Annotated in this window: 22 protein-coding genes and 1 riboswitch; of the genes, 7 read left to right on the forward strand and 15 right to left on the reverse strand. The window is 72.5% G+C overall.

What is annotated here, in order from left to right; genetic code table 11:
• Window positions 1-125 precede the first annotated feature (125 nt).
• Complete coding sequence (locus tag ACWCPY_RS13340) at window positions 126-920, reverse strand: IclR family transcriptional regulator (protein WP_451264408.1); 795 nt, start codon at window positions 918-920, stop codon at window positions 126-128.
• A gap of 409 nt (window positions 921-1,329) precedes the next feature.
• Between ACWCPY_RS13340 and ACWCPY_RS13345 the strand changes: the two genes are divergently transcribed.
• A complete protein-coding gene (locus ACWCPY_RS13345) occupies window positions 1,330-2,385 on the forward strand; it encodes a DUF2382 domain-containing protein (protein ID WP_451264409.1) in 1,056 nt (351 codons plus the stop codon).
• A gap of 124 nt (window positions 2,386-2,509) precedes the next feature.
• Here the strand turns inward: ACWCPY_RS13345 and ACWCPY_RS13350 are convergent, their stop codons facing one another.
• The 7 genes from ACWCPY_RS13350 to ACWCPY_RS13380 all read right to left on the reverse strand — a co-directional run bounded on the left by ACWCPY_RS13350 (window position 2,510) and on the right by ACWCPY_RS13380 (window position 10,666).
• The gene (locus tag ACWCPY_RS13350) at window positions 2,510-3,304 is read right to left on the reverse strand and encodes an ABC transporter ATP-binding protein (protein ID WP_451264410.1); all 795 of its coding nucleotides are present in this window, start codon (window positions 3,302-3,304) and stop codon (window positions 2,510-2,512) included.
• Window positions 3,301-4,392 (reverse strand): FecCD family ABC transporter permease, encoded by a 1,092-nt coding sequence (locus tag ACWCPY_RS13355; protein ID WP_451264411.1) that lies wholly within the window; start codon window positions 4,390-4,392, stop codon window positions 3,301-3,303. The genes ACWCPY_RS13350 and ACWCPY_RS13355 overlap by 4 nt, the downstream gene beginning before the upstream one ends.
• Complete coding sequence (locus ACWCPY_RS13360; RefSeq protein WP_451264412.1) at window positions 4,389-5,456, reverse strand: ABC transporter substrate-binding protein; 1,068 nt, start codon at window positions 5,454-5,456, stop codon at window positions 4,389-4,391. Before ACWCPY_RS13360 ends, ACWCPY_RS13355 begins: the two co-directional genes overlap by 4 nt.
• A 35-nt stretch (window positions 5,457-5,491) precedes the next feature.
• Window positions 5,492-5,681: riboswitch (cobalamin riboswitch) on the reverse strand.
• 79 nt (window positions 5,682-5,760) lie between these two features.
• Window positions 5,761-6,984 carry a beta-ketoacyl-[acyl-carrier-protein] synthase family protein gene (locus ACWCPY_RS13365; RefSeq protein WP_451264413.1) on the reverse strand — a complete coding sequence of 408 codons (1,224 nt, stop codon included), beginning with the start codon at window positions 6,982-6,984 and terminating at the stop codon, window positions 5,761-5,763.
• On the reverse strand, window positions 6,981-7,259 hold the full coding sequence (locus ACWCPY_RS13370; protein WP_451264414.1) for an acyl carrier protein: 279 nt from the start codon (window positions 7,257-7,259) through the stop codon (window positions 6,981-6,983). Before ACWCPY_RS13370 ends, ACWCPY_RS13365 begins: the two co-directional genes overlap by 4 nt.
• A 259-nt stretch (window positions 7,260-7,518) precedes the next feature.
• Window positions 7,519-9,375, reverse strand: a complete 1,857-nt coding sequence (locus ACWCPY_RS13375; RefSeq protein WP_451264415.1) for an acyl-CoA dehydrogenase family protein — start codon at window positions 9,373-9,375, stop codon at window positions 7,519-7,521.
• A 13-nt stretch (window positions 9,376-9,388) separates the two neighbouring features.
• Window positions 9,389-10,666 (reverse strand): beta-ketoacyl-[acyl-carrier-protein] synthase family protein, encoded by a 1,278-nt coding sequence (locus ACWCPY_RS13380; RefSeq protein ID WP_451264416.1) that lies wholly within the window; start codon window positions 10,664-10,666, stop codon window positions 9,389-9,391.
• A 198-nt stretch (window positions 10,667-10,864) separates the two neighbouring features.
• Between ACWCPY_RS13380 and ACWCPY_RS13385 the strand changes: the two genes are divergently transcribed.
• Window positions 10,865-12,157 (forward strand): hypothetical protein, encoded by a 1,293-nt coding sequence (locus ACWCPY_RS13385; protein WP_451264417.1) that lies wholly within the window; start codon window positions 10,865-10,867, stop codon window positions 12,155-12,157.
• Between the two features lie 42 nt (window positions 12,158-12,199).
• Here ACWCPY_RS13385 and ACWCPY_RS13390 read toward each other — a convergent pair whose 3' ends face one another.
• The 3 genes from ACWCPY_RS13390 to ACWCPY_RS13400 form a co-directional block, all read right to left on the reverse strand.
• Complete coding sequence (locus ACWCPY_RS13390; protein WP_451264418.1) at window positions 12,200-13,132, reverse strand: carbohydrate kinase family protein; 933 nt, start codon at window positions 13,130-13,132, stop codon at window positions 12,200-12,202.
• A gap of 471 nt (window positions 13,133-13,603) precedes the next feature.
• On the reverse strand, window positions 13,604-13,858 hold the full coding sequence (locus ACWCPY_RS13395) for a type B 50S ribosomal protein L31 (protein ID WP_362452362.1): 255 nt from the start codon (window positions 13,856-13,858) through the stop codon (window positions 13,604-13,606).
• Window positions 13,859-13,973: 115 nt separating this feature from the next.
• Window positions 13,974-14,855, reverse strand: a complete 882-nt coding sequence (locus ACWCPY_RS13400) for an ABC transporter substrate-binding protein (RefSeq protein WP_451264419.1) — start codon at window positions 14,853-14,855, stop codon at window positions 13,974-13,976.
• 260 nt (window positions 14,856-15,115) lie between these two features.
• On the opposite strand from ACWCPY_RS13400, the gene ACWCPY_RS13405 reads away from it, so the two are divergent.
• Window positions 15,116-15,562, forward strand: coding sequence for an HIT family protein (locus tag ACWCPY_RS13405; protein ID WP_451264420.1), 447 nt, complete (start codon window positions 15,116-15,118; stop codon window positions 15,560-15,562).
• On the opposite strand, the gene ACWCPY_RS13410 is transcribed toward ACWCPY_RS13405, so the two are convergent.
• Window positions 15,552-16,490 (reverse strand): LysR family transcriptional regulator, encoded by a 939-nt coding sequence (locus ACWCPY_RS13410; protein ID WP_451264421.1) that lies wholly within the window; start codon window positions 16,488-16,490, stop codon window positions 15,552-15,554. The genes ACWCPY_RS13405 and ACWCPY_RS13410 overlap by 11 nt on opposite strands.
• 80 nt (window positions 16,491-16,570) lie before the next feature.
• On the opposite strand from ACWCPY_RS13410, the gene ACWCPY_RS13415 reads away from it, so the two are divergent.
• Window positions 16,571-17,827: an MFS transporter gene (locus ACWCPY_RS13415; protein WP_451264422.1), complete on the forward strand. Its 1,257-nt coding sequence runs from the start codon at window positions 16,571-16,573 to the stop codon at window positions 17,825-17,827.
• Here ACWCPY_RS13415 and ACWCPY_RS13420 read toward each other — a convergent pair.
• Window positions 17,817-18,134, reverse strand: coding sequence for a cupin domain-containing protein (locus ACWCPY_RS13420; protein WP_326763967.1), 318 nt, complete (start codon window positions 18,132-18,134; stop codon window positions 17,817-17,819). The two genes, ACWCPY_RS13415 and ACWCPY_RS13420, sit on opposite strands and share 11 nt — an antisense overlap.
• A gap of 127 nt (window positions 18,135-18,261) precedes the next feature.
• Entirely contained in the window at window positions 18,262-18,744 is a 483-nt protein-coding gene (locus ACWCPY_RS13425) for an N-acetyltransferase family protein (protein WP_451264423.1), read from the reverse strand.
• 207 nt (window positions 18,745-18,951) lie between these two features.
• Here ACWCPY_RS13425 and pgm point away from each other — a divergent pair, with 207 nt between their 5' ends.
• Complete coding sequence (pgm, locus tag ACWCPY_RS13430) at window positions 18,952-20,592, forward strand: phosphoglucomutase (alpha-D-glucose-1,6-bisphosphate-dependent) (protein ID WP_451264424.1); 1,641 nt, start codon at window positions 18,952-18,954, stop codon at window positions 20,590-20,592.
• Between the two features lie 46 nt (window positions 20,593-20,638).
• Here pgm and ACWCPY_RS13435 read toward each other — a convergent pair whose 3' ends face one another.
• A complete protein-coding gene (locus ACWCPY_RS13435) occupies window positions 20,639-22,306 on the reverse strand; it encodes a PHP domain-containing protein (RefSeq protein ID WP_451264425.1) in 1,668 nt (555 codons plus the stop codon).
• Window positions 22,307-22,633: 327 nt separating this feature from the next.
• On the opposite strand from ACWCPY_RS13435, the gene ACWCPY_RS13440 reads away from it, so the two are divergent.
• Both ACWCPY_RS13440 and ACWCPY_RS13445 read left to right on the forward strand, forming a co-directional pair.
• Window positions 22,634-24,673 carry a SpoIIE family protein phosphatase gene (locus tag ACWCPY_RS13440; RefSeq protein WP_451264426.1) on the forward strand — a complete coding sequence of 680 codons (2,040 nt, stop codon included), beginning with the start codon at window positions 22,634-22,636 and terminating at the stop codon, window positions 24,671-24,673.
• Window positions 24,674-24,763: 90 nt separating this feature from the next.
• Window positions 24,764-25,375 carry a TetR/AcrR family transcriptional regulator gene (locus ACWCPY_RS13445; protein WP_451264427.1) on the forward strand — a complete coding sequence of 204 codons (612 nt, stop codon included), beginning with the start codon at window positions 24,764-24,766 and terminating at the stop codon, window positions 25,373-25,375.
• The last annotated feature ends 58 nt before the right edge of the window (window positions 25,376-25,433 follow it).

The raw sequence follows: 25,433 nt of genomic DNA on the forward strand, positions 1-25,433 counted from the left end.
GAGCAGGGCTGGGGAGGTCGGCGTCCCCGGTGGGTGCGCGCGGGCATGGCCCGGCACACCGACGGCGCGGGGAGGTCGCGTGCGTAACGGTGAGTGGTCGCGTACTGGTGTACCGGTGTACCGGTTCAGCCGCCGAGAGCGGTGGTGATCTCCGCCGCTCCGGCGCGTACCAGCGCCACCAGGGTGTCGGCGGCCCGGTCCACCCGGTGGGAGGGGCCGATGACGGTCAGGGAGGCGGGGACCCCGTCCCCCTGGAAGACGGGGGCGGAGACCGCGGTCACGGCTTCGTCGTACTCGCCGTGGCTGATGCAGTACCCGTCGGCACGGACCCGCGCGTAGCAGGCGAGCAGGGCGTCCAGGTCCGTGATGGTGCGGTCGTTGAAGCGGGTCAGCCCGGTGGGGCCGAACATCTGGCGGATCTCGCGTTCGGGGTGGTACGCGAAGATGGTGTGTCCGGAGGCTCCGGCGTGGCCGGGCATGACCGCGCCGATGATCGCGGTGTAGCGGACGGGCCCGGTGCCGTCGACGGCGGCTTCGCAGCGGTAGCTGCCGCCGTGCGGCACGTTGAGCACGACGCTCTCGCCGGTCTCGCGGAGCAGTCGGGCGAGCACCGGTCTGGCGAGCGAGGAGAGCACTCCGCTGTGTTCGCTGACCCTGGCCAGCCGGGACAGGGCGGGCCCCGGACGGTAGCGGCGGGTGTGCTCGTCGCAGACCAGGAAGGCGCGCGCGGTCAGTGTGGTGAGCAGGCGCTGGACGACGGCCTTGTCCCAGCCGTGGTGACGGGCCATTTCGCTGACGCCCCACTCGGGGCGCTGCTCGGTGAAGGTGAGCAGGACCAGCAGGGCCCGGTCCACGGTCTGCAGGACTCCGGGGGCCTGGGTCCTGGCCTCGGGGCCGGTGTCCGTGCCGCGCTCCGCCATGGGGCCGGTCCTCCTTCGTCCGTGTCCTTCGACTTTCCGGTGCGGAAATCGCAACGCCGTTGCGATTTCTGGCGAAAGGATGCGGCCGAGACCATCGGGTGTCAAGGGTTTCCCGGGAATTCGCCTCTGCGCGACGAAAGCGCTGTTCACAGGTGGTGGCGGCCTTCGGTGCGCGAGGCAGGGCGCGGCCGGGAGGGAAGTGCTCGGCAATACGGCGCACAGCCCCCGCGCCTCACCCGAATGGACTAACGCGGGAACGGGGCGCACACCGCCGTGGCAGGCGGCCACCGCCCGACCGCCGAGGTCCGGGAGGTTGCAGCGGCCATCCGGGTGAGGCGCGATGGAAAGCGGACGCGCCTCCTCTGATGGCCTCAGCCACAGGACGCGCCCGGACGAGGAGGAATCGGTCATGGCAGCCGCTGACGGTTTCACGGATTCCGGAGAGCTCGACGGCCTGACGGTGTACGACACCGACGGCGAGAAGGTCGGCAGTGTCGGCCGGGTATATGTGGACGACAACACCGGCCGGCCGGACTGGATCACGGTGAAGACCGGCCTGTTCGGCATGAAGGAGAGTTTTGTCCCGCTTGCCGGAGCCCGCCGTGTGGGCTCCGATCTGCACATCTCGCATCCGAAGGACCGTGTCAAGGAAGCCCCCCGGGTGGACGCGGACGCGCATCTGTCCGTGGCGGAGGAGGAGGAGCTCTACAAGCACTACGGCCTCGCCAGGAACACCACGGCCAAGCTCGGCGGCCGCGCGGACCCGGGGGCCACGACGGCGTCCGGGACGGGCACCACGGCCATGGGAGCGGCGGGAGCGGCCGGGGCCATGGGCGCGGCCGGCGCCGGACGCACCACCGGGTCCGACAAGACGGCCATGACCGGGACCGGCACCACCGCCTCCGGTACGGGTACGGCCCGCACCACCTCGTCCGGCATCGCCGGCGGCGCCGGCACGGGCCAGGGCAGGCACCGCGACACCGGCGCGGCCGGCACCTCGCGGCCCCTCGTCGGCGCCGGGGCGGGCTCCGAGCGGTCCTCGGCCGACCTGGGCGGCAAGGAGGAGATGATCCGTTCCGAGGAGCAGCTGCTCGTCGGCACCGAGGAGTACGAGAGCGGAAAGGCCCGGCTGCACAAGTACGTCGTCACCGAGAACGTCACCAGGACCGTGCCGGTGACGCACGAAGAGGTGCGCCTGATCCGTGAGCCGCTCCAGCCCGGCGAGAAGACCGCGGAGCGTGCCGCCATCCGCGAGCAGGACGTCGAGGTCACCCTGCACGCGGAACGTCCGACCACGCGCAAGGAGACCGTGCCCGTCGAGCGGGTGCGGATGGAGACCAAGAAGGTGACCGAACAGAAGGAGGTCTCCGCCGAACTCCGCAAGGAGCAGATCGACTACGCGGACGACTCGGACATCGGCGGCAAGGACATCGGCGGCGAATTCGGCCGGGGACGCCGCCGCTGACCGCGTACCGCGCACCGCGGCGAACGGCCGCACCCGGAGAACCAGGGCGGACCCGCGCAGTGCCGGGGTCCGCCCGACCGCTCCCGTGGTCCGCGACCGCTTTCGCGGTTCCCGCCGCCGGGCGCTACGTCCCCGCGGGGCGCCCCGGCAGGAAGCGCACCGAGGGCCGCCCGTCCGGGCCGTCCTGCGTGACGCGTGCCGCGACCCGGTAGACGTCGGCGATCAGCTCCTCGGTGATCACTTCCGAAGGGGTTCCGGCGGCCACCACCCGCCCCTCCTTCAGGACGACGATCCGGTCGCAGAACATCGCGGCCAGGTTGAGGTCGTGCAGGGCGATGACCCCGGTCAGCGGCAGGGAGGCGATCAGCGCGAGGAGTTCCAGCTGGTGCTGGATGTCGAGGTGGTTGGTCGGCTCGTCGAGCAGCAGTTCGCGCGGCTGCTGGGCGAGTGCCCGTGCGATCTGGACACGCTGTCGCTCACCGCCGGAGAGGGTGTGCCAGGACTGGTCGCCGCGGTCGGCGAGGCCGGTCCTGGCGAGCGCCTCACGCACCGCCTCGTCGTCCTCCCGGGTCGGTGCCGACCAGGCACTGCGGTGCGGGATGCGCCCGAGCCTCACCACGTCGAGCACACTCAGCTCGACCTGGGTGACGGCGTGCTGATCGACCACGGCGACCCGTCGGGCCACGGTGCGGCGGCCGATCTCGGCGAGCCTCCGGCCGTCGAGGGTGACCACACCGGTCTCCGGGGCGAGGACTCCGGCCAGCACCCGTAGCAGGGTCGACTTGCCGGATCCGTTCGGTCCGATCAGCCCCAGGGTGGAGCCGGGCGGCGGGGCTAGCTCGACCCCGTCGAGGATCAGGCGGCCGCCCGCCGCCCGGCCGACCCGTTCGGCGCGCAGCCCCTCGGCGGCCCCGGTCATGCGGCCCTCCGGGTGCGGTGGAGGACCACGACGAACGCGGGCACGCCGATCAGCGCGGTGACCACGCCCACGGGCACCTCCTGCGGGTCGAGGACCGTCCTGGCGAGGGTGTCGACCCAGACCAGGAACACGGCCCCGGCCAGGGCCGTGACCGGCAGCAGCCGCCGGTGTCCGGAACCCGCGAGGGCACGGGCGGCGTGCGGCAGCACCAGGCCGACGAAACCGATGGCACCGGCCGAGCTGACGAGTGCGGCGGTCAGCAGCGCGGTGGTGCACAGCAGCACGATCCGGGTGCGCGCGACATGGACGCCGAGTGCGGCGGCGGCGTCCTGCCCGAACGCGAAGGCGTCGAGCGTACGGGCGTGGCCCAGGCAGACCAGCAGCGTCACGACGAGAACGGCGGCGCAGATCCACACATCGGTCCAGCCGACCCCGGCGAGCGAGCCGAGCAGCCAGAACAGCACGCCGCGGGTCTGCTCGGCGTCGGCGGCGGTCATCACGACGAAGGAGGTGAGCGCGGAGAACAACTGCATGGCCGCCACACCGGAGAGCACGACCCGGTCGGTCGTGCCGCCCAGGGTGTGGCTGAGCAGCAGCACGAGGGCGAACGAGCAGAGCGCCCCGGCGAACGCGCCGGTCGAGATCGACACCGCTCCCCCGCCGACACCGAGCACGACGACCACGACCGCGCCGGTGGACGCCCCGGAGGAGACCCCGAGGACGAACGGGTCGGCGAGCGGGTTGCGGAGCAGCGACTGCATGACGGTCCCGCACACCGCGAGTCCGGCGCCGCACACCGCGGCGAGCAGGGTGCGCGGCATGCGCAGGTCCCAGATGATGCCGTCCCGGATCGGGGAGAGCCGTGAACGGCCCCATCCGAGGTGGGAGGCGACCGCGGACCAGACGTCGGCCACGGAGATCCGGGCGGGGCCGATGGTGACGGCCAGGGCGACGGAGCCCACGAGCAGCGCGATGCCGCACACCCACAGGACCCCGCCGCGCAGCCTCCGTACGTCCTTCACGGCACCAGCGCAGGTGCCGGGGTCCGGTGGCGCGGCCACCGCGGTGCCGTGTTCGGTCCCCGTCACCCGGCGAACCCGAACCGGCGCAGCCCGGCGGCGACGCGTTCGACGCCCTCGACCGTCCGGATGGACGGGTTCATGGACTGTCCGCTGAGCAGGACGTACCGCTTGTGTCTGACGGCGTCCATGTTCTTCGTGACCGGGTTGGACTCCAGGAACTCGATCTTCTTCGCGGCGCTCTCGGCGGTCTGGGCCCTGCGGGTCAGGTCGCCGATGACCAGGACATCGGGGTTGCGGTCGGCGACGGTCTCCCAGCTGATCTGGGGCCATTCCTCGTGGGTGTCGTCGAAGACGTTCTTCGCGCCGAGCTCCTCGGTGATGATTCCGGGCGCTCCGCAGCAGCCGGCCAGGTACGGGGACTTGGAGTCGGAGAACCAGTACAGGAGGGTGGCTCCGGAGGCGTCGATGCCCTCGGCCGCCTTCTTCACCCGGGCCCGCAGCTGTGCCACGAGCGCGTCGCCGCGCTCCGGTACGCCGAACACCCGGGCCAGATCGCGCACTTCGCCGTAGACGCTGTCCATGGTCAGCCGCGCGGTACGGGAGCCGTCGCCGCCCTTGCTGTTGTCCTTGCCGGTGCAGTCGGCGGGCGAGACGTAGGTGGGGACGCCGAGTTCCTCGAACTGTTCGCGCGGTGCGACGCCACCCTTGGCGAGTGTCGATGCGAACGACGCGCTGACGAAATCGGGCTCGCGGTCGAGGACCTTCTCCGAGGACGGCCGGTTGTCCGAGATCCTGGGCACCCCGTCGTTGGCCTTCTCCAGGCCCTTCATCACCGGGTCGGTCCAGGTGGCGGTGGCTGCCAGCCGGTCGGCGAGGCCGAGGGAGAGCAGGATCTCCGTCGATCCCTGGTCCACCGGGACGGCGCGGCGTGGCGCGGCTTCGACGGTGACGGTGCGTCCGCAGTTCTTCAGTGTCACCGGGTATCCGTGCGCGGGCCCCGGTTTCGCGGCGGAGTCACCGGCTCCGCCGGAGCAGGCGGTCAGCAGGACGAGCCCCGCCGAGAGCAGGGCCATGGTGCGGACAGGGCTGGCTATGGACGGCACGGAGTCCCTCTGCGTCTCGGGGCTCATGCGCGGAGCCCGCTGTACGGAGTCCGCGGCCCGGTACCGGGCCGCGGGTACCAGCAGGTCTTCGGACTCGGGTTCCTTCGGACGGGACGCCTTCCCAGGACACCCGCGGGTGGTCCCAGTGGCCGTGGCCCCGCCCGTCCCCCTCACCGCTGCGCGTCAGTTCCGGATTCGCACCGGATTCCCTGACCCCTTACGTGGAGTTCGACTGGCCCCGGCAAGCTATCACGAGCCTCTGCGCAGCTCATGAGGGGTGTGGCCGGTGGTACGCCGGGCGGTGTTTCCCGTCGCACCACCTGCCGGATGCCTACGGACGCTGAAAAGCGATCACGGCGTTGTGTCCGCCGAAGCCGAAGGAATGGCTGACGGCACGCCGGATGGGCTGCCGCAGCGGTTGCTTGGTGACGCATTCGATGTCGAACTCGGGCGCCGGGGCGTCCAGGTTGGCGATCGGTGGGACGACTCCGCGCTGGAGCGTGAGGACGGTGAGTCCGGCCTCGATCGCTCCGGCCGCCCCCATACAGTGCCCCAGTACGCCCTTGGGGGCGGTGACGGGGGGCCGGTGCGGGTAGACCCGGGCGATCAGGGCTGCCTCGGCGGCATCGTTGACCGGGGTCGCGGTGCCGTGCGCGTTGACGTGCTCGACGTCCTCGGCCGCCCAGCCCGCGTCGCGCAGCGCGGCCTCCACCGCCGCCTGGGCGACCGCGCCGGAGGGATGCGGGCTGATGGGGTGGTGGGCGTCGGTGGTGGCGCCGGTGCCGGCGAGCAGTGCCCGTGGGGCCGCGCCCCGGGCCCGGGCGTCCTGTGTCCGTTCCAGCACCATGACGGCCGCGCCCTCGCCCATGACCAGTCCGGCCCGGTCCGCCGCGAAGGGACGGCAGAGCCCGGCCGGGTCGCCGTTCTTCCGGGCCCCGGCGCCGGACCGGGCGAACCCGGCCATGGCGACCGGGTAGACGATCGACTCGGTGGCTCCGGCGATCGCGATGTCGCACTGCCCGGTGACCAGGAGGTCGCGGGCGACGGACAGCGCGGTGGCGCCGGACGAACAGGCGGTGCACGGGGCCATGCTGGGTCCGGTGGCCCGCAGCTGGATCGCGATCTCGGCGGCGGGCATGTTCGGAATGGTGAGCAGGATGCCCGAGGGCGAGGTGGCCCCGGCTCCGAGCCGGTCCATCACGACCGCCTGCTCGGTCAGCGAGGCGGAGCCCCCGCTGCTGGTGCCGACGACCACCGCGACCCGGGTGCTCTCCCACCCTGCCGGGTCGAGCCCGGCGTCGGCGACCGCCTCCCGGGCCGCGAGCACCGCGAGCTTCACGTACTTCCCCATGCGGAAGGACGCACGGCCGCCGATCGCGGCGTCCAGGTCGATGCCGTCGACCATGCACGCGAAGTCGATCGCGCATCCTTCGAGTTCCGCGACGGTCCGGGCCGGTGACACGCCCGCGCACACACCCTCCCAGGTGGATTCGGTGTCGTTGCCGACCGGAGTGATCATGCCCAGCCCGGTGACGGCGACGGCCGGCCTGTTCATCGGGCGTTGCTCATCGCCGGCCCGCCGCCCACCCGCGCCCCGCCGTCGGCCGCCGGGTCGATGAACCGTGTGATGTCGGCCAGCGTGGCGTTCTTGGGAAGCTGGTCGAAGTCCCGGACACCGCCCGCCGTCTCCCTGATGAGGACGGCGAACTCGGCAACGGCGAGGGAGTCCATCTCCAGGCTGTCCATGGTGGAGCCCGGGTGGATCTCGGCAACGGGCACTTTGAAGGTGTGTGTCAGAACCTCGGTGATCTTGGGGTGAATCGTACTCATGAGCTTTCTCTCCATCATTCGGTCCGGCTGCCGGGCCGGCGGTGACACCGTCCCGACGCCGAATCAACTGGGCGGAGTGCCTCCAGTTACGCCTTGTGCCGAACCGATTCGGCACCGTCCTCCCCGCGCTCCCCGCACCACCGCGCCAGGACGGACGTCGTACCCCAGTAAGCCAGCAGGACAACGCGGACACCGAGGGCCCCGGCCGCCTCCCTGACCCGGTGACCCCGTACAGCAGTTCCCTTTCTCGTCATGGCTCTCACCGCTCGTCCGGAACCGTCGCGCGGTCCCCCGCCCGCTGCCAGGCGCCGTCCGGATCGTCGTAGGCAGACACGTAGTCGGCCCCGGCGATGGGCCAGTCGGCGAGCAGTTCCGGCGGCAGCGCGAAGGAATCGACGAGGCCGGGAAGATGGGCGGCGACCGTGGTGATGAGCTCTTCGACCCGGTCCGGCAGCCGGTTGACCTGATCGGCGGTCAGCAGACCCGCTGCCAGCAGATCACCGCTGTTGCGGGCGATCCGGTCGAGCGCGAAGAGCCGACGCAGCTCGTCGAGCCGTTCGCGGGCGGGCCCCTCGGGCAGCGCCGCCACCGCTTCCGCGTACGCCTCGGCCGCCTGCCGCTGGGCATGGGCCTCGACGCCGCGCAGGGCGGGACCGGAGGCCGCGTTCCACCGCGCCAGGGGATCGCCGTGCGGTGCGAGGCCCATCCGCTCCCGCGCCCGGACGAACCAGATCCGCTCCAGCTCGGCGAGCAGCCTGTCGAGGAACCCGGGGTCGTCGAGGTCACCGGGGCCGCCTCCGGGGGAGGGCCCGGGTCCGGGCGGTGCGGCGGCGAAGAGCATCTCCGCGGCCGCCTTGGCGTGGATCGCCATGTTGTCGCCCTCGGCGGTGATGGCGCCCTCCACCCCGGTGAGGAGTTCGCTCATGCCGTTGTTCTCCAGGAGCGCCTGGGCACCGCAGCGTTCACGGCACTCGACGATCACGGACCTGGCCTGCCAGGTGATCCACCCCTTGGCGACGGCGACCAGACGCTCCGCCTCCTCCGGCTGCCCGCCCCCCTCCCACCGGTCCAGAGCCCTGCGGTGCAGCAGGCTCATCGCGAAGACGGTGGCGGTGGCCGAGGCGAGCGGTCCGTGGTGGCTGCGGTGGGCCATCACCGGCACCGGCCGTGAGCCCCGGTGGCCCGAGATGTAGCGGTGGCCGCCGTAGCGGACGGCGACGGCGAGGGTCGCCCGCGCGCAGCCGACCGCGCAGGCCGTCATCGAGATCTTGCCGGAGGTGACACGGCCGATCGACACGAGGAAGCGGCGCCTGCGGTTGTCGATGGCGCTGCTGAACTCCCCGTCCGCGCCGATCCGTCCGTGGTCCCCGCCCAGCAGCGCGGCGCGTCCCACGAAGACCCGGTCGAAGGAGGTCAGGCAGTGGTCCACCGGGCTGCCGGTGCGGGTGGGGAGCCTGCGGATCCGTACGCCGGGCAGGGGCCGTTCTGCGTCGGTGAGCGGGACGAGGAAGAGGAAGACCCCGTGATCGGCGCCGTCGACGAGCAGACGCGCGGCCACGAGCCCCGTTTTCGGGCCGCCGGCCGGGCCGGTGTTGGGCATGAATTTCTGCGCCCCGGCGTGCGGGGTGCGGAGCATGAACCCGTCGCGCCCGCGGTCGTACTCGGCCGTGGTCTCGACGGCCGCGGCGTCGTTGCCGTGCGCCACCTCCGTACAGAGGAAGGTGCCGATGCGCCGCAGCCGCAGGAAGTCCGACAGGTCGTGGTGGCCGTCGTCCCCGTGGTCGAGGAGGCTGCCGAGGAAGAGGTTGTAGTGGATGCCCGCCACCGTGGTGAGTGCCGGGTCCACCGGCCCGAGCCATTCGTGCAGGGCGGCCAGGGCACGGTGGTCGGCGGCGAGCCGGGCGCCGCTGTCCAGGCAGTCGTTGAGGACGCGCAGCCGCTCGTAGGCGAGGGCCAGACGCTCCTCGGTGGTGCGGTGCTCCGGGCGGCGGAAGGGTTCCGTACTGATCAGCCGCTGCCAGAAGCCGTGCTCCCGGCGGTGGTTGTCGCCGAGGAGCACACCGGTGAGGAGGTCCGTGGACCGTTCGGCGGAGGGGCTGTCGATCGTTGCGGTCATGAAAATATAACGATCAAGCAACGGCGAGGACACCCGGATCCGCGGGCGGCGGGCCGTCCGGTTCGACACGCTCGAAGGCGAGTACGACGTTGTGTCCGCCGAAGCCGAAGGAGTGGCTCAGTGCCCGCTCGACGTGCTGGGTCCGGGGCTCCTTGACCACGCAGTCGAGGTCGAATCCGTCCGGCAGCGAGTCCAGGTTGGCGATCGGCGGGACGAGGCCGTGCTCCAGGGTCAGTACGGTGGCGGCCGCCTCGATCGCCCCGGACGCCGCGAGGGTGTGGCCGAGCACCCCCTTCGGGGCGGTCACCGAGGGCCGATGGGGGAAGAGTCCGGAGATCAGCTCGGTCTCCATCGCGTCGTTCAACCGGGTCGATGTGCCGTGCGCGTTGATGTGGTCGACCTCGTGGGCCGCCCAGCCCGCCTCGCGCAGCGCGGCCTCGACGGCCTTGCGGGCCCCGCCGCCCTCCGGGTCCGGGGCGGTGGGGTGGTGGGCGTCGGTGGCGGAGCCGGCAGCGGCCAGCAGGGCGCGCGGCCGTCCGCCCCGGGCGAGCGCGTCGGCCCTGCGTTCCAGTACGAGCACGGCGGCGCCCTCGCCGATCACGAACCCGTCCCGGTCCGCGGCGAACGGCCGCGACGCCCCCGCGGGATCGCCGGTGCGCAGCGAGAGCGCGCCCATTCCGGCGAAGGCGCTCACCACCAGCGGGGTCAGCACGGCCTCCGCACCGCCCGCCACCACCACGTCGCACCGGTCGTCCAGCAGCAGGTCGCGGGCGAGGGCGAGGGCCGTCGCCCCGGACGCGCAGGCGGTCGCCGGGGCCAGGCTGGGGCCGTGCGCCCGCAGGGCGATGGCCACCTCCCCGGCGGCCGCGTTGGGCATCATCATGGGGACCAGGAGCGGTGACACCGCGTCCGCTCCGCCTTCGTCGAGCCTGCGTACGTTGTCGACGAGCACGGACACCCCGCCCACTCCTACGCCGAGCACCACCGCGACCCGGTCGCCGTCCCACCGCTCCGGTGACAGACCGGCGTCCGCCACCGCCCGGCGGGCGGCGACCAGTGCCATCTTCACGAACCGCGCCATCCGCCACACCGAACGTCCGCCGACCGCCCCGTCCAGATCGATCCCGTCCACCGGGCAGCCGAAGTCGACCGGCAGTCCCGCCAGTTCCTCGCAGCCGCGGGCCGTCGACACACCGGCGCACAGCCCCTCCCAGAAGGTGTGCTCGTCCGCGCCCGCCGGAGTCACCAGCCCCAGTCCTGTCACCGCGACGTCCCTGTCGAGCCGCGCCATGTCCGCCCCCTCCTCCGTAATCGATCACGCCTACCGGTTGTCGAACGGCAGTAGCCCCGGGGAGGATGCGGCCAATGAGCCGAAAGGGGCATCGATGCGCCCGGCTGATCGAACAACACCGCACGCCACAGTGACTGTGTTCACCCATCCGCACCAGTCCGCCGTGCCGTCGGCGGCGGCAGGCCGTCCCCTGGGGGGATGGAACCGGAGCACGATCAGCCGAAGCCCCCGGAGGACAGTGCCGAACTGGAGGCGCTGCGCGCCAGGGTGGCCGTGCTGGAGGCCCGTGCCCCGGCCCGGCACCGGCCGCGGGCCCGTTCGTTCCTCGCCGCGCTGCTCGTCCTCGTCGCAGCCGTCCTCACACCGCTGAGCATCGTCTCCACCTGGGCGAAGAACCAGATCGGCGACACCGACAACTATGTGGCGATGATGGCGCCGCTCGCCTCCGACCCCGATGTGCAGGCCGCGGTGACCGATCGGGTCACCGGTGCCCTCATGCAGCACCTGGACGTGAAGGCCCTGCTGGCCGATGTCTCCCCCGCCGACCGGCCGGTTCTCGACAAGGCGCTGTCGAAGCTGAACGGACCCCTCACCACCGGCATTTCGAACTTCGTGCACGGCACGGTGGAGAGGTTCGTCTCCAGCGACGCCTTCGCGACGGTCTGGACCGACCTCAACCGGGCCACCCAGTCCGCCACGCTGAAGGCGCTGTCCGGGAGCGGTGGCGGGGCGGTGAAGCTCACCGGCGACACCGTCACCATCGACCTCGCGCCGGTCATCGACCGGGTGAAGCAGCGGCTCGTCGACCGGGGGCTGGGCGTCGCGGCGAAGATCCCCGAGATCCACACCGACTTCACGGTGCTGACCTCCGACTCGGTGGGCAAGGCCAAGAGGTGGTTCCGGGCCCTCCAGATCATCGGGTTCTGGCTGCCGTTGGTCACGCTGGTGCTGGCCGCGGGCGGGGTGCTCCTCGCGGTGCGCCGCCGCCGTGCCCTGGTCACGACGGCGCTCGCGGTCGCTGCCGGTGCGGCGGTGCTCGGCCTGGCCCTGTGGGTGGGCCGCGGTTTCTATCTCGACAGCCTGCCGTCCGGGGTGTCGCAGCCGGCGGCCGGTTCGGTCTTCGACGCCCTGGTCGGCCGGATGCGTGTCATGGTCCGGCTGGTCATCACCCTCGGCATCGTGGTGGCCCTCGCCGCCTGGCTCACCGGTGAGGGCCGCGCCGCCGGCCGGGTCATGGCGATGTGGAGCGGCGGAATCGGTGCCGTGCGGGACGCGGCCGGGTTCACCGGTGGTCCGGTCGGCCGGTGGGTGCACCGCGCCAGGCGCCCGCTGAACTGGGCGGTGGTCGTGGTGGCCGCCGCGGTGCTGGTGGTGTGGGACCGGCCCACGGGTCTGGTCACCGTGTGGATCGCGCTGTGCGCGCTGTTCGTTCTGGCCGTCGTGGAGTTCCTGGACGACGACAGCAGCCCGCATCTGGTGGCGCCCGGCTGAGGAGGGGTGCCCGGGCACGCCCTCCCGCGGCCGGGGCGTGTTTCAGCCCCGGCCGAGTGCCGCCGCCAGTTCCGCCGCGTCCGGCGGGTTGGCGCCGGCCCGGGCGACGGTCACCGCCGCGGAGGCCGCCGCGTGGCGCAGGACGTCGGCCGTCCGGGCCCGGTCCAGGGAGCGCAGCCGTTCCCGGCCGTCCGCGCCGAGCAGCCCGTGTGCGGCGAGGGCGTGCAGGGTGCCCGACATGAAGGCGTCGCCCGCCCCCACCGTGTCGACGACCTCGGTGGGCAGGGCGCCGACGGTCACCCGCCCGCCGGGCAGTACGGCCAGCGCGCCGTCGCCGCCCCGGGTGACAAGGACGACCGCCGGTCCGGAGGCCAGCCACCGCTCGGCGACCCGTTCCGGCGTCTGGCCCGGGTACAGCCATTCCAGGTCCTCGTCGCTGGCCTTGACCACATCGCTGAGCGCGACGCACCGCTCGACCCTGCGGACGGCGGACTCGTGGTCCCCCATCAGCTCGGGCCGCACATTGGGGTCGTAGCTGACGGTCGCCGACGTACGCAGCGACTCGACGGCGCCGAGGACGGTGGCCTCCCCCGGTTCCATCACCGCCGCGATCGATCCGGTGTGGACGTGGTGCGGCGGCCGGTCCAGGGAGACCGGGCCGAGCGTCCAGGTGATCTCGAAGGTGTAGGCGGCCCGGCCCGCCCCGTCCAGGGTGACGGCGGCGGACGGGGTGGGGGCCGTGGCACCGTCCGTGCGGACCTCGACCCCGGCACCGGCGAGGTGGTCCCTGATCAGCCGGCCGTTGTCGTCGGGGCCGAGCTGGGTGAGCAGGGTGGCGCCGTGCCCGAGCCTGGCCAGGCCGTACGCGACGTTGGCCGGACTGCCGCCGGGGTGGACCCGGTCGGCCGCGCCCGGCAGCCGGACGATGTCGGCGACGCATTCGCCGATGACGAGCAGGTCGAGTCTGTCGAGCATGGGGCTGGGTTCTCCTACAGTGCGGTGACGAACGTGTCCTGGTAGGAGGCGCGGCCCCCGAACACATTGAGCCCGATCCTGCCGTGTGTGTGGCAGGTGTCCGTCACATCGGCGACCGGACGGCCGTCGACGAATGCCTCGACCCGCCCGCCGCGGGCCCTGGTCCACAGCGGAGGCTCACCTCCGCGCGGACCAGCAGGGGTACCTCGGCGGGCACGGCGGTCCGGCCGCCCTCCCCGCGAAAGAGCCTGACGGTCCGCAGGTTCGGGTCGAGGGCGATCGCGTGGCCGATGCCCGGGGCACCGCGCCGTCGACGGTGGTACGTCCCGGGACGACGAGGCTGTCGTCGGCTCCGGAGCCGCCTCGCGCGGTCCGGGGATGTCGGCGTCGGCACGTTCGTGTCAAGAGGAGAAACGGCCCGGGTCCCCCGCCCCTTCGACGGGGGCCGGGGGACCCGGGTCCACCAGCGGGTCAGGAGGCGCCCTCGCCCCCGTACCTGCGCTCGAACTTGGCGACCTGTCCCTCCGAGTCGACGACCCGCGCCTTCCCGGTGAAGAAGGGGTGGCTCTCGGCGGAGATCTCCACGTCGATGACGGGGTAGCTGTTGCCGTCGTCCCAGTCGATCGTCTGCTCGCTCGACGCGGTGGACCGGGTCAGAAAGGCGTAGCCCGCCGAACGGTCGCGGAAGACGACGGGACGGTAGGAAGGGTGCTTGTCCTGCTGCATGCCTGCTCCTGGGGAGGTACGGGGTCGGCGCGGGGCGGCCCCGACCAGCCTCGCGAACCGGCACCGCCCGCGCGATCGGACACGTCCGTACGGGGGCTTCGGCGGACGTCCGTACTCAGCGCCCCGTCTCCTCCAGGGCATCGGCCACGAGCGTCAGGAACCGCGCGTGGGCCTGCGGGCTGCACACCGGCTCCGGGTTCCACGGCACCACCCGGGCGGCCCCCTCGATCGCCGACCAGTGCGCGTTCGCCCGCAGTTCGTCCAGCGGAGTGGCGTTGGCCCGGACGTCGGCGAGGACCACCGCGGGGCGCAGCGCCGCCGCCTCCGCCCAGCCGACCGTGGACCAGTTCAGCCCGGGCCCCTCGGCCGGCTCCACGATGCCGACACCGAGCTCGGCCAGCACCCGCAGCTCGGGCCACATCCGGGGGCGGGCGAGGTGTGTCTGCTCGTGCCCGGCCGGGGAGAGGGCGAGGACCCGGGGCGCGTCCGCACGGGCACCGAGTATCCGCAGGCGTTGCCGCGCGGTGTCCAGGTCCCCTGTCGCCGCACCGGGCCCCTCGGCGCCCAGCGAGCGTGCGAGCAGGGCGAAACGCTCACCGATCTCGGCGAGGGTGCGTGCCTGCCCCACGTCGATGACGACGACCGGGATGTGCTCCTCCAGATGCTTGGCGGTCTCCGCGGCGAGCCCGTAGACATGGCCGCCGCCGTAGCTGACCGCCACGACGAGGTCCGGTTCGCAGCCGAGCAGGGTCTCCACGTCCAGTGTGCTGCCGGCGCCGAGGTAGACGACCTCGGCCGGCGGGAGCGAACCGGTCTTCGCCGTGTCGGGCACGGCCCGGTCGTCGTGATCGGAGCCGAATATCGCGATCGGGCGTATCCCGTGGTCCCACAGGGTCGCCCCGGCCTGCACATAGGCGAGTACCCGCGTCGGGCGCCGCCCGGCGGTCGACAACTGCCCACGGTCGTCGGAGAACTGCCACACGGTCCGCTCGCTCACGTCACACGCCTCTCGCCGCCGTTCGCCGCACCCCGCTTCCCGGGGTCGTACACCAGTACCTGCCCAGCAGACACGGGTGACACCCACCCGGCGCCCGTGGGAGGATCGGTGGGTGCCGGGCGTGAGCACGTCGGGCACGGTGGCGTCGCACGCGGAACCTGTGCTTGCCCCCTTGCGCCTTGCGGTTCAGTGGGCCGGCAGAGAGGAAGAGCGTGTCATCGGAACAGCGATCCCATGACCTCGAAGCCTACGAAGCCAGGGTGCGCAACGGCCCGTGCTTCGTATGCGAGTTCGTGGCGGGTGCCCCCGGCTCCGCACATGTCACGGTGTACGAGGACGAGCATCACATCGCCTTCCTGGACCGGTATCCGACGGTGCCCGGCAAGGTGCTCGTGGCCCCGAAGGCCCATATCGAGCACGCCGTCCGCGAACTGGACGAGTCCGCCTACCTGCGGCTGATGTCGGTGGTCCGGAAGGTGGCACTGGCGATGGAGGCGGTGGTGAAACCCGAGCGCACGTATCTGCTGTCCCTCGGAAGCCGGCAGGGAAATGCGCATCTCCACTGGCACATCGCCGGCCTCCCCGCGGGAACGCCGTACCCGCAACAACAGTTCCACGCCCTGATGGCCGAGAACGGCGTGCTGTCCTTCACGGACGAGGAGGCCGCCGCGATGGGCGAGCGCTTGCGAGCGGCACTCAACGAGTAGGCCGCCGCCCCTTCGGCCCTCCCGCGCCTGCTCCCGCATCCGGCGGCGACCCGGCACCGGGATCGACACCCAGACCCGTCAGGAACGCCGCAGCCGCCGGGGCCGGGCGGAAGCGGCTCCACACCAGGCGCTCCGTGCGGGCGGGAGCGTCGCGGACGGGGAGCACGTGCACTCCGGTCAGCTCAGCCGCGAAGGCCGCCGGCAGCATGGCGATGCCGAGACCGCTGCGTACCAGCCGGACGATGAAGTCGGTGCCGCTGACCTCGAACGCCACCTCACGGGTGAGGCCGATCGCCGCGAACGCCTCCTCGGACTGGGCCCGGGCCGCGGTGCCGTCGGGGTAGTCGACGAACATCTCCCGCGCCAGCCGGTCGAGCCCCACTTCCGCCTGCCCGGCCAGGGGATGGGTGGGCGCCACGACGGCGACCAGTTCGCCCGTGCCGAGTTCGTGATCGCTCACGCCCTTCGGCCGGTAGCTGGGCAGCACCCCCAGGAACGCCACATCGAGCGTCCCGTCCCGCACCTCCTGGACCAGGTCCTTGCTCGCCCCGTCCCGCAACACGATGTGCACCTTCGGGTAGCTCAGGTGGAACGCCCGAAGTGCCGCCGGGATGTCGACCGCGGCAATGGTCGGAATGGCTCCCACCGCGAGGCGGCCGCGGACCTCCCCCGCCGTCGCGGCGACCTCGGCCCGGGCCCGCTCCGCCGCGTCCAGCGCCTGCCGGGCCTCCGGCAGGAACGCCTCGCCCGCCGCGGTGAGCCGCACCTGCCGGCTGGTGCGGTCGAAGAGCCGGGCTCCCAGCTCCTTCTCCAGCCGGGCGATCTGATGGCTCAGGGCCGACTGCACGACCAGGCACCGCTTCGCGGCGCGCGTGAAGCTGCCCAGTTCCGCCACCGCGACGACGTACCGCATCTGCTGAAGTTCCATCCATCCATCGTGAACCACGATCGATGGAATGAAAAACATGTGTTGGACTCATGAATGGTCGATCCCGGACGCTGGGGCACATGGCTCACACCACTCACGAAACCCGCAGCCGGGCCGTGCCCCGCGCGATGTCCGGACAGCCCGCGCTCGGGCGCGGTCTGGTTCTGCTGATGGCCCTCGCCGCCGCCCTCTCCTGCGCCGGGAACTACTTCGCGCAGCCGCTCCTCGACATCATCGAGGTGAATCTGGGCATCGGTGTCACCTCGGCGGGGCTGATCGTGACCGCCGCCCAGGCCGGGTACGCACTGGGGCTGATCCTGCTCGTCCCGCTCGGGGACATCATGGACCGACGGCGCCTCGCCGTGGGCCTGTTCGCTCTCACCGCCCTCTTCCTCCTGGCCACGGCCGCCGCCCCCACCGGTCCACTGCTGATCGCGGGCACGCTGCTGACCGCGCTGACCTCCGTCGGGGCGCAGGTCGTGGTGCCGTTCGCGGCGGCGCTCGCGGCTCCGGCCGAGCGCGGCAGGATCGTCGGCGTCGTGATGTCCGGCGTGCTGCTCGGCGGGCTGTTCGGACGGCTGGCCGCGGGCGCGCTGTCCGAGCTCGGCGGCTGGCGGACCGTGTACTGGGTGAACGCGCTGCTCATGGCCGTCATGGCGGTACTTCTGCACAACCGGCTCCCCCGCCTGCCCCGGTCGCGCGGCACGGCCACGATGTCGTACTCCGGACTGCTGCGCTCCACGCTGGCCCTGCTGCGGCAGGAGCCCCTGCTGCGCCGGCGGGCGGCCATCGGCGCGTTCTCCATGGCCTCGTACAGCGTGCAGCTGACCGCGTTGACCTTCCTGCTGACCCGGCCGCCCTTCCACTGGAACGCGGCCGCCATCGGGCTCTTCGGCCTGGTGGGCGTCATCGGTGTGGTGGGCATGAACATCGCGGCGCGGCTGAGCGACCGCGGCCGGGTACAGGCCGTATCGGGGACGGCGGCCGCGCTCCTCACCCTCGCCTGGCTGGCGCTGCTGGCCGGTGAGTCGTCGCTGCTGTGGCTGACGGTCGGCGTGATCCTGCTCAACATCGCCCAGCAGGCGGGGCTCAACAGCAGCCAGAACGTGATCTACGCGCTCCGCCCGGAGGCCCGCAACCGGATCAACTCCGCGTTCATGACGCTCTTCTTCCTGGGCGGGGCGGCCGGAGCCGCGCTCGCTTCGGTGGTCTGGTCCCGGGCGGGCTGGAGCGGCATCTGCCTCCTGGGCGGTGCGCTCGCCGCGGGCAGCCTGGTGCTGTGGGTCCTGGAGCGCACCCGGACGGCCCCCGCCGGCGCAGGCTCCGTCAGTCGTTGACGGCGGTCAGCAGCACCACGGCGTCCTCCAGCGCCAGCAGCCCGTGCCGCTCCTGCGGGATCGGCTGGAGCCCTCCGGCGCTCAGCTCCACATCGCCCGAGGCCGCCGTGAGCCGGACCCGGCCGCGGAGCACCTGGAGGGAGGCCGCGGCCGGGGCGTTGTGCTCGTCGAGGGCGGAACCCGAGGTCAGGGCGATGACGGTCTGCCTCAGGGGTTCCTCGTGCAGCAGGCGGTGGGCGCTGCGGCCGTGCGCGGAGGCCCGGGCGGCGGCCAGATGCTCATCGGCGAGGGCATTCAGATCGTCCATGTGCCCACTCTGCCGCAGTGCCCGTCTCCCCGCGATCCTGCCGCCCGCCGGTACGGGCGGCCCCTCGGCCCGGCCGGCCCGCCGGTGCGGGCGACGGCGAGCACGCCGGGCGCGGAGGGCGGCCGGGTCAGCCGTTCGCCGTCCACCGGTATCTGACGTCCGGTTCGTTCTCCTCGTTGCGGCTGCCGTCGTCGAAGCCGACCGCGGTGAAGCCGTGCCGCTCGTAGAAGGCCCGGGCGTCCGTGTTGCGCTGGAAGACGTACAGCGTGAGCTCCCCGGCCGCGCGTTCACGCACATCGGTCAGGAGCAGAGTGCCGATGCCCCGGCGCCGTACGTCGGGGCGCAGATAGAGGTGTTCCAGGTCGGTTCCGTCCAGGGAGGCGAAGCCCAGCAGCTCCCCGGTGCCGGTCTCGGCGATCCGCACCGTCGTTCCGGGCAGGACCACATGGGTCATCCAGGCGAGGGTGTCCTCGTCGCTGTGCACCTTCGGCAGGTACGGCATGGAATCGGCGCGCGAGGCGAGGAAGAGCCGGGTCAGCGGCCCGGCGTCCTCGGCGGTGGCGCCGCGCAGCAGTATCCGGCCGTCCGGTGCGGGGTCGTTCGGTGCCATCTCGTCTCTCCTGGTCCGGCCGGAAACCCGCCGAATCGCACGGTCCGGTGGTGAAGTGCTCATGAACGGGGACGAACCTATGCCGGAGCCCGTCGGATCCGCCAGCGGGATTCGGCCCGTCCGGGCGGGGCAGTCGCGAAGCGGTGCGGGCCACCCGCGAAAATGTGGCGGGGGAAGATCGCAGCGACCGACACGGAGGAGTGGCAGATGCCGCACGAACGAGCTGGACAGCCGGCCCGGCCGGAGGATCTCATCGATGTGGCCCGGCTGGTGACGGCGTACTACACATTGCACCCGGACCCGGCCGAGCCGGACCAGCGGGTGGCGTTCGGCACCTCCGGTCACCGCGGGTCGTCGACGGCCACCGCGTTCAACGAGGACCACATCGCCGCCACCAGCCAGGCCATCAGCGAGTACCGGGCGCGCCGGGGCACGGACGGGCCGCTCTTCCTCGGCGCCGACACCCACGCGTTGTCGGAGCCGGCCCGGATCACCGCCGTCGAGGTGTTCGCCGCCAACGACGTGACGGTGCTCATCGATCCGGCCGACGGCTACACCCCGACCCCGGCGGTCTCGCACGCCGTCCTCGGCCACAACCGGGGCCACAAGGGGCACCTCGCCGACGGTGTGGTGGTCACTCCGTCCCACAACCCGCCCGGCGACGGCGGGTTCAAGTACAACCCGCCGAACGGCGGTCCTGCCGGGTCCGATGCCACCGGCTGGATCCAGGAGCGGGCCAACGAGATCATCGCGGGCGGGATGAAGGACGTGCGCCGGCTGCCGTACGCCCGTGCACGGGCGGCGTCGACCACCGGGACGTACGACTTCCTCGGCACGTACGTGGCCGACCTGCCGTCCGTGCTCGACCTGGACGCGATCCGCACGGCCGGGGTGCGCATCGGCGCCGACCCGTTGGGCGGCGCGTCGGTCGCGTACTGGGGCCGGATCGCCGAGGAGCACCGGCTCGATCTGACGGTGGTCAATCCGCTGACCGACCCCACCTGGCGGTTCATGACGCTGGACTGGGACGGGAAGATCCGGATGGACTGCTCGTCGCCGTACGCGATGGCCTCGCTGATCGGGCAGCGGGATCGCTTCCAGATCGCGACCGGGAACGACGCCGACGCCGACCGGCACGGCATCGTGACCCCGGACGCCGGGCTGATGAACCCGAACCACTATCTCGCCGTCGCCATCGACTACCTGTACGCCCACCGCGAGCAGTGGCCGGCCTCCGCGGGGGTCGGCAAGACGCTGGTCTCGTCGGGCATGATCGACCGGGTCGCCGCGGGTCTCGGCCGTGAGCTGGTCGAAGTGCCGGTCGGCTTCAAGTGGTTCGTGGACGGTCTGGTCGACGGTTCGCTCGGGTTCGGCGGCGAGGAGTCCGCCGGGGCCTCGTTCCTGCGCCGCGACGGTTCGGTGTGGACGACCGACAAGGACGGCATCCTCCTGGCGCTGCTGGCCTCGGAGATCCTCGCGGTGACGGGCAAGTCCCCGTCCGAGCACTACGCGGCGCTCACCGCCCGGTTCGGTGAGCCCGCGTACGCCCGGATCGACGCTCCCGCCGACCGCGAGCAGAAGGCGGTCCTCGCGCGCCTCTCCCCCGAGCAGGTCACCGCCGACACGCTGGCCGGTGAGCCGGTCACGGCCGTGCTGACCGAGGCGCCCGGCAACGGAGCGCCGATCGGCGGCATCAAGGTGACCACCGAGAACGCCTGGTTCGCCGCGCGCCCCTCCGGCACCGAGGACGTGTACAAGATCTACGCGGAGTCGTTCCTGGGCGCCGGCCATCTGGGCCGGGTGCAGGAGGAGGCCAGGGCCGTGGTCTCCGCGGCGCTGGAGTCCTGAGCCCGGCCGGGGCGGTCTCCGGGCCGCCCCGGCCGTTCGCGCGGGCTCAGCGCACGACGTCCACGAAGACCGGGTTGGTGTAGAACCAGGTGTCCAGCCACGGATTCCCCTGGCCCGGTTCGTGCGGCAGCGGGCCGTGCGGGTCGATCGCCGCGCCGAGGAACCCCTTGCCGTGGCGCTTGCCGTCGCTGCCGCGCAGCCGCAGATAGAACGGCTCGTCAGCGCGGCCGACCGGGATGCGCAGGGTGTACGTGCCGCGGCGTCCGGAGACATCGGCGGTGTGGGCGAGCCGGGTGTCGGGGGCGCGCCAGTCGTCGCGGTCGGCGGCCGGGCCGCGGACCGCGCCGCGGATGACGTCGACGTGCTCCAGGCGCGGCAGCACACCGTAGGGGTTGCGGCGGGACGCGGCGGTCACCGTGACGGTGAGGGTGAGCCGCTCGCCGCGCCGGGCGCGCAGCCGGCCGCCGAGCGTGGCGCTGTTGCCGTGCTCGCCGCGCACCTTGACGTCGATGCCGTCGACGAGGTGGCCGTGGTCGACCCAGACCCGGCCGGCCCGCAGCCCTTCCATCACGTTCCGGTAGCCGTACCGGGTGACGCCGACGTGGGTACGGCTGAACTGGCCGGGCCAGAAATCGCCGCCGGGCTGCGGTTCGGTGGTGTTGTACGGGTCGGGGAGGCGGCCGGTGTTGTCGAAGTCCCGGCCGGGCGGCCACGCGCCGTTGACCCAGGTGTCCTGGGCGACGCGGTGGACATCGGAGTTGGAGGTGATCGTGAAGAGCTTGCCCTCCGCCAGCATCGCGTCCCACAGGCCGCCGACGGTCGCGGTGGCCCAGTCGAATCCGCCGTAGGTGACGTAGGCCTCGCGCGGGTAGCCGGGCCAGGAGTCGGCGGACGGTGAATTGCTGTACTCGCCGCGGACGTTGGTGTCCGGGTGCCAGCCCGGTATCGCCCCGGCCTGGGCACCGGGGGCGCCCTCCATGCCGATCATGATCTCGGGGGCGGCGTCGCGCCAGCCGCGCATCTCGTGCGGGGAGTCGATGCCGAGGCGCATGGGGTGGTTGGCGAGGACGAGTACGTCGTCGACGTAGCGGGTGCGGCGCTGTTCGGCCAGCCACTTGAGGGCCTTGACCGCGTGGGCCTCGTTCCGCGGGGTGTCGGGGTGCGTCGGGGCACCGGCCGTGTAACCGAGCAGCTTGCCGTCGAAGGCCTCCTCGAAGCGGGTGAGGAGGTCGACCTCGTGCCGGCCGGGCGGTGAGAAGACGGTGCAGTGCTCGGCCCCGGGGATGTACCACTCCAGCCCCTGGAAGATCAGCATGCGCTTGTTGTCGGCACGGGCCCTGAGGATCTCCCGGTGCTCCCGCGCGGCGCCGAACTCGGCGTGGCCGATGTTGCTGTGCTCGGTGAAGACCATCCAGTCGAGGCCGAACTTCTGTCCTGCCGATGCGAGTTGGGAGAACGTGTACTTGGCGTCGTGGCTGTACACGGAGTGGTTGTGGTGGTCGCCGACCAGATAGACCAGGTCCGGGGCGTGACCCTGCCCGTGGGACCGGCCTGCCCGGCTGTCGGCCACCGCGGGCAGCGGCAGCGAGGCGGCGGCGAAGGCCGCGCCGAACAGCCCGGCACGGCGCATCAGGCCTCGGCGGCTGAGTCCCTGGGGGTCGAGCGACTCCGCGGGAACCTGGGGGTCGGCCCATTCGGGCACGGGGTGGGACATGACGCGTCGTTCTCCTTCGTGCGGTGCGGCAGCGGTCCGGGGCCGGACCGCGGGGCCGCCTCCAGGAGGATTCCTTGATTCCGGAACCATCCGGTGAACCCCGGCCGAAGTACGGGAGTCGGGCCAGGGGCACGCGGGTGGCGGTCGCGCCCGGAGCACGCCGGGCCGGCGGCGGTTCACCCGTCCGGCGTCCCTCCGGTGGCGGAGTCCGCACGGCGCGCCGACGCTTTCCCTACCTGCCGATCCGGGCAGGGGGCGGAGCCTGATGGGGGTGAATCCGTGTCGGACGCCGGTGCACCGGTCCCCGCGCCGGGAGGGGCCGACGGGATGGCGTCGGCGATCCTGCGCACCCTGTTCGCCCAGTCCGCCGTGGGGCTGCATGTTCTGGACGCGCGGCTGCGGGTGATCCGGGCGAACGTCCTCACCGACACGGTTGCCGCGGAGAACCTCGTCGGGCAGTACTTCACCGACGTGTACCGGCTGGAGAGGCCGCACGAGGCGGAGCGCGTGCTGCGCGAAGTGCTGGACAGCGGGGTGGCCGTGCGCGACCGCGTGGTACGCGGCCGGCTCGTGGACATGCCCGGCCCCGATCACAGTCTCAGGGTGTCCGTCTACCGGATGGACGACACACGGGGGCAGAAGCTCGGCCTGCTGGCCACGGTCGTCGATGTCGACGAGCAGGAGAAGGCGCGCACCCGGGCGGCGTGCCTGACCGCGGTGCGCACCCGGGTGGGCAGGTCGCTCGATGTGGCCGCCACCTGCGAGGGCCTCGTCGAATCCGTGGTTCCGGTGTTCGCCGACTTCGCCGTCGTCGAGGTGGTGGACGAGGTGCTGCGGGGGGCGGATCCGCCGCCGGGGCCACTGGGGCACGATGTCCCGTTGCGCCGCGCCGCCCTTCGGGGGCTCGGTGCCGACGGTCACCGGGACGGCCTCGTCGGAGAGATGCGCCGGCTGCCCGCCCGTACGCCCTACGCCCTGGCGGTGTCGGATCTGCGGCCCCGGCTGGTCCGGATCACCGCCCGGACACCCTGGCTCGGCACGGCCCCCGGCAGCGCACGGCTGATCGAGGCGATCCGGGCGCACTCCATGATCGTGGTTCCGCTGAAGCTGCACGGTGCGGTCCTCGGCCTGGTCAGTTTCTACCGGTGCCGGGATGCCGAGCCCTTCGAGGAGAACGACCTCCCGCTGACGCTGACGGCCGCCGCCCATGTCGCCCTGAGCATCGACAACGCACGGCAGTACGAGCGCGACCATGTGATCGCCTCGACGGTTCAGCGCCGGCTCCTTCCGCAGCGCGACAGCGACCACGCCGCCGTGGAGACCGCCCATGTCCTGCTGCCCGGGCGCAACAGCGGCTCCTGGTTCGACACCATCGGCCTCTCCGGCGCCCGTACCGCCCTGGTCGTCGGCGCCGTCGAGGGGCCGGGGCTCCAGACGGCCATCACCATGGGCCAGCTGCGGACCGCCCTCCACGCGCTGGCCGGACTCGACCTGGAACCCGACGAGGTGCTCGCCCGGCTGGCCGACACCGCCGCCCGCCTCGCCAGGGACCGGGCGGCGCTGCCGCCCGCGGACCGGCTGCTCGGGCAGTCGCTGACGGCCACCTGCATGTACGCCGTCCACGACCCGTTCTCCGGCACCTGCACCATCGCACGGGCGGGGGACGCGACACCGGCCCTGATGGCATCCGACGGCACCACGACGCCCCTGGACGTCCCCGAGGGTCCCCGGCTCTTCTCCGGCGACAGCGCCCCCTTCGCGACGGCCACCTTCGAACTCGGCGAGGGCAGCGTCCTGGCGTTCTTCTCCGGCGCCCCCATGCCCGCCGGCCGCCACTCGACGGGCCCGCGCGAGGAGCCGGCCGGCCCCGGTCGCAGCCTGCAGGACCTGTGCGACGACGTGGTCTACCACCTCCCGGCCGACGCCCATCCCGGAGGCGCCGCCCTGCTCCTCGCCCGCATCGGCGTGGTCCCGCCGGACCGGGTCGCGGCCTGGGAGCTGTCCCAGGACCGGACCACGCCCGGCATCGCCCGCACACTCGTGCGCGACCGGCTCGACGGCTGGCACCTCGACGAGGAGACGATCGAGGCGACCGAACTCATCGTGAGCGAACTGGTCACCAACGCGGTGCGCTACGGCACCCCTCCCCTGCGCCTGCGCCTGATCCTGGACCGCACGCTCACCTGCGAAGTCCATGACAGCAGCCCGGTCGCACCCCATCTGCGCCATGCCCGCACCATCGACGAGGGCGGGCGCGGACTGTTCATCGTCTCCCAGCTCGCCGCCCACTGGGGCATCCGGTACGGCACCGACGGCAAGACCCTGTGGACCGAGCAGGAGCTCGGGCCCGCCGCCGACGGCCCCTGAACCGGCGGGACGAATTCCGCTACGGCCATTGCACCCGGAGAGCAACAGTGGTTGGCTGAACAACAGAAGATATGAATCGAGGTTCAGACCATGGCCTACCGGCCCACCGCCCGCACGGAGGCGACCCGGCTCGCCCATCGCGAACGACTGCTCGACGCGGCGCGGGAGCTGCTCGCCGAGGGCGGATACCCGGCGGCCAGCATCTCCGCGCTCGCCCGGAGGGCCGGCATCGCCACCGGGAGCGTGTACAACCACTTCTCCTCCAAGCAGGAGCTGCTGGCCGCGGTCTTCCGGCATGTGGCGGGCCATGAGCTCAGCGCCGTACGGGAGGCGGTGCGGGCGCACAGCGGCGCCGGCGAACAGCTGCGGGCGCTCGTCGAGGTCTTCTCGTACCGCGCGCTGCGCAGCCCCCGTACGGCCTGGGCGCTGCTGGCAGAGCCGGTCGACCCACTCGTCGAGGAGGAGCGGCTCACCTACCGGCGCGGCTATCACCTCCTCGCCGAGACGGTCATCGTCGCCGGTATATCCGCAGGTGAACTGCCATCGCAGAACGCCCAGTTGTCAGCGGCCGCCGTGATCGGGGCAGTCGGCGAGGCACTGCTCGGCCCGCTGTCGCCGGTCGGCGCGCGAACCGATCCGGAACCGGTCGTGGAGAACATCACCACGCTGTGCCTCAGAGCGGTCGGCGCCCCAGGCGCCTGAACACGAGCCGCCCGCCCCGTTTTCCCCCGGCCGTCGACCCAGCACAGGACAGGACCCC

The sequence above is a fragment of the Streptomyces sp. NPDC002403 genome (genome assembly GCF_053593015.1).

Excerpts from the sequence above, each read along its gene's own strand:
- ACWCPY_RS13340 (WP_451264408.1), bottom strand. The coding sequence starts at position 920 with ATGGCGGAGCGCGGCACGGACACCGGCCCCGAGGCCAGGACCCAGGCC.
- ACWCPY_RS13345 (WP_451264409.1), top strand. The coding sequence starts at position 1,330 with ATGGCAGCCGCTGACGGTTTCACGGATTCCGGAGAGCTCGACGGCCTG.
- ACWCPY_RS13350 (WP_451264410.1), bottom strand. The coding sequence starts at position 3,304 with ATGACCGGGGCCGCCGAGGGGCTGCGCGCCGAACGGGTCGGCCGGGCG.
- ACWCPY_RS13360 (WP_451264412.1), bottom strand. The coding sequence starts at position 5,456 with ATGAGCCCCGAGACGCAGAGGGACTCCGTGCCGTCCATAGCCAGCCCT.
- ACWCPY_RS13365 (WP_451264413.1), bottom strand. The coding sequence starts at position 6,984 with ATGAACAGGCCGGCCGTCGCCGTCACCGGGCTGGGCATGATCACTCCG.
- ACWCPY_RS13370 (WP_451264414.1), bottom strand. The coding sequence starts at position 7,259 with ATGAGTACGATTCACCCCAAGATCACCGAGGTTCTGACACACACCTTC.
- ACWCPY_RS13375 (WP_451264415.1), bottom strand. The coding sequence starts at position 9,375 with ATGACCGCAACGATCGACAGCCCCTCCGCCGAACGGTCCACGGACCTC.
- ACWCPY_RS13380 (WP_451264416.1), bottom strand. The coding sequence starts at position 10,666 with ATGGCGCGGCTCGACAGGGACGTCGCGGTGACAGGACTGGGGCTGGTG.
- ACWCPY_RS13385 (WP_451264417.1), top strand. The coding sequence starts at position 10,865 with ATGGAACCGGAGCACGATCAGCCGAAGCCCCCGGAGGACAGTGCCGAA.
- ACWCPY_RS13390 (WP_451264418.1), bottom strand. The coding sequence starts at position 13,132 with ATGCTCGACAGACTCGACCTGCTCGTCATCGGCGAATGCGTCGCCGAC.
- ACWCPY_RS13395 (WP_362452362.1), bottom strand. The coding sequence starts at position 13,858 with ATGCAGCAGGACAAGCACCCTTCCTACCGTCCCGTCGTCTTCCGCGAC.
- ACWCPY_RS13410 (WP_451264421.1), bottom strand. The coding sequence starts at position 16,490 with ATGGAACTTCAGCAGATGCGGTACGTCGTCGCGGTGGCGGAACTGGGC.
- ACWCPY_RS13415 (WP_451264422.1), top strand. The coding sequence starts at position 16,571 with ATGGCTCACACCACTCACGAAACCCGCAGCCGGGCCGTGCCCCGCGCG.
- ACWCPY_RS13420 (WP_326763967.1), bottom strand. The coding sequence starts at position 18,134 with ATGGACGATCTGAATGCCCTCGCCGATGAGCATCTGGCCGCCGCCCGG.
- ACWCPY_RS13425 (WP_451264423.1), bottom strand. The coding sequence starts at position 18,744 with ATGGCACCGAACGACCCCGCACCGGACGGCCGGATACTGCTGCGCGGC.
- pgm (WP_451264424.1), top strand. The coding sequence starts at position 18,952 with ATGCCGCACGAACGAGCTGGACAGCCGGCCCGGCCGGAGGATCTCATC.
- ACWCPY_RS13435 (WP_451264425.1), bottom strand. The coding sequence starts at position 22,306 with ATGTCCCACCCCGTGCCCGAATGGGCCGACCCCCAGGTTCCCGCGGAG.
- ACWCPY_RS13440 (WP_451264426.1), top strand. The coding sequence starts at position 22,634 with ATGGCGTCGGCGATCCTGCGCACCCTGTTCGCCCAGTCCGCCGTGGGG.
- ACWCPY_RS13445 (WP_451264427.1), top strand. The coding sequence starts at position 24,764 with ATGGCCTACCGGCCCACCGCCCGCACGGAGGCGACCCGGCTCGCCCAT.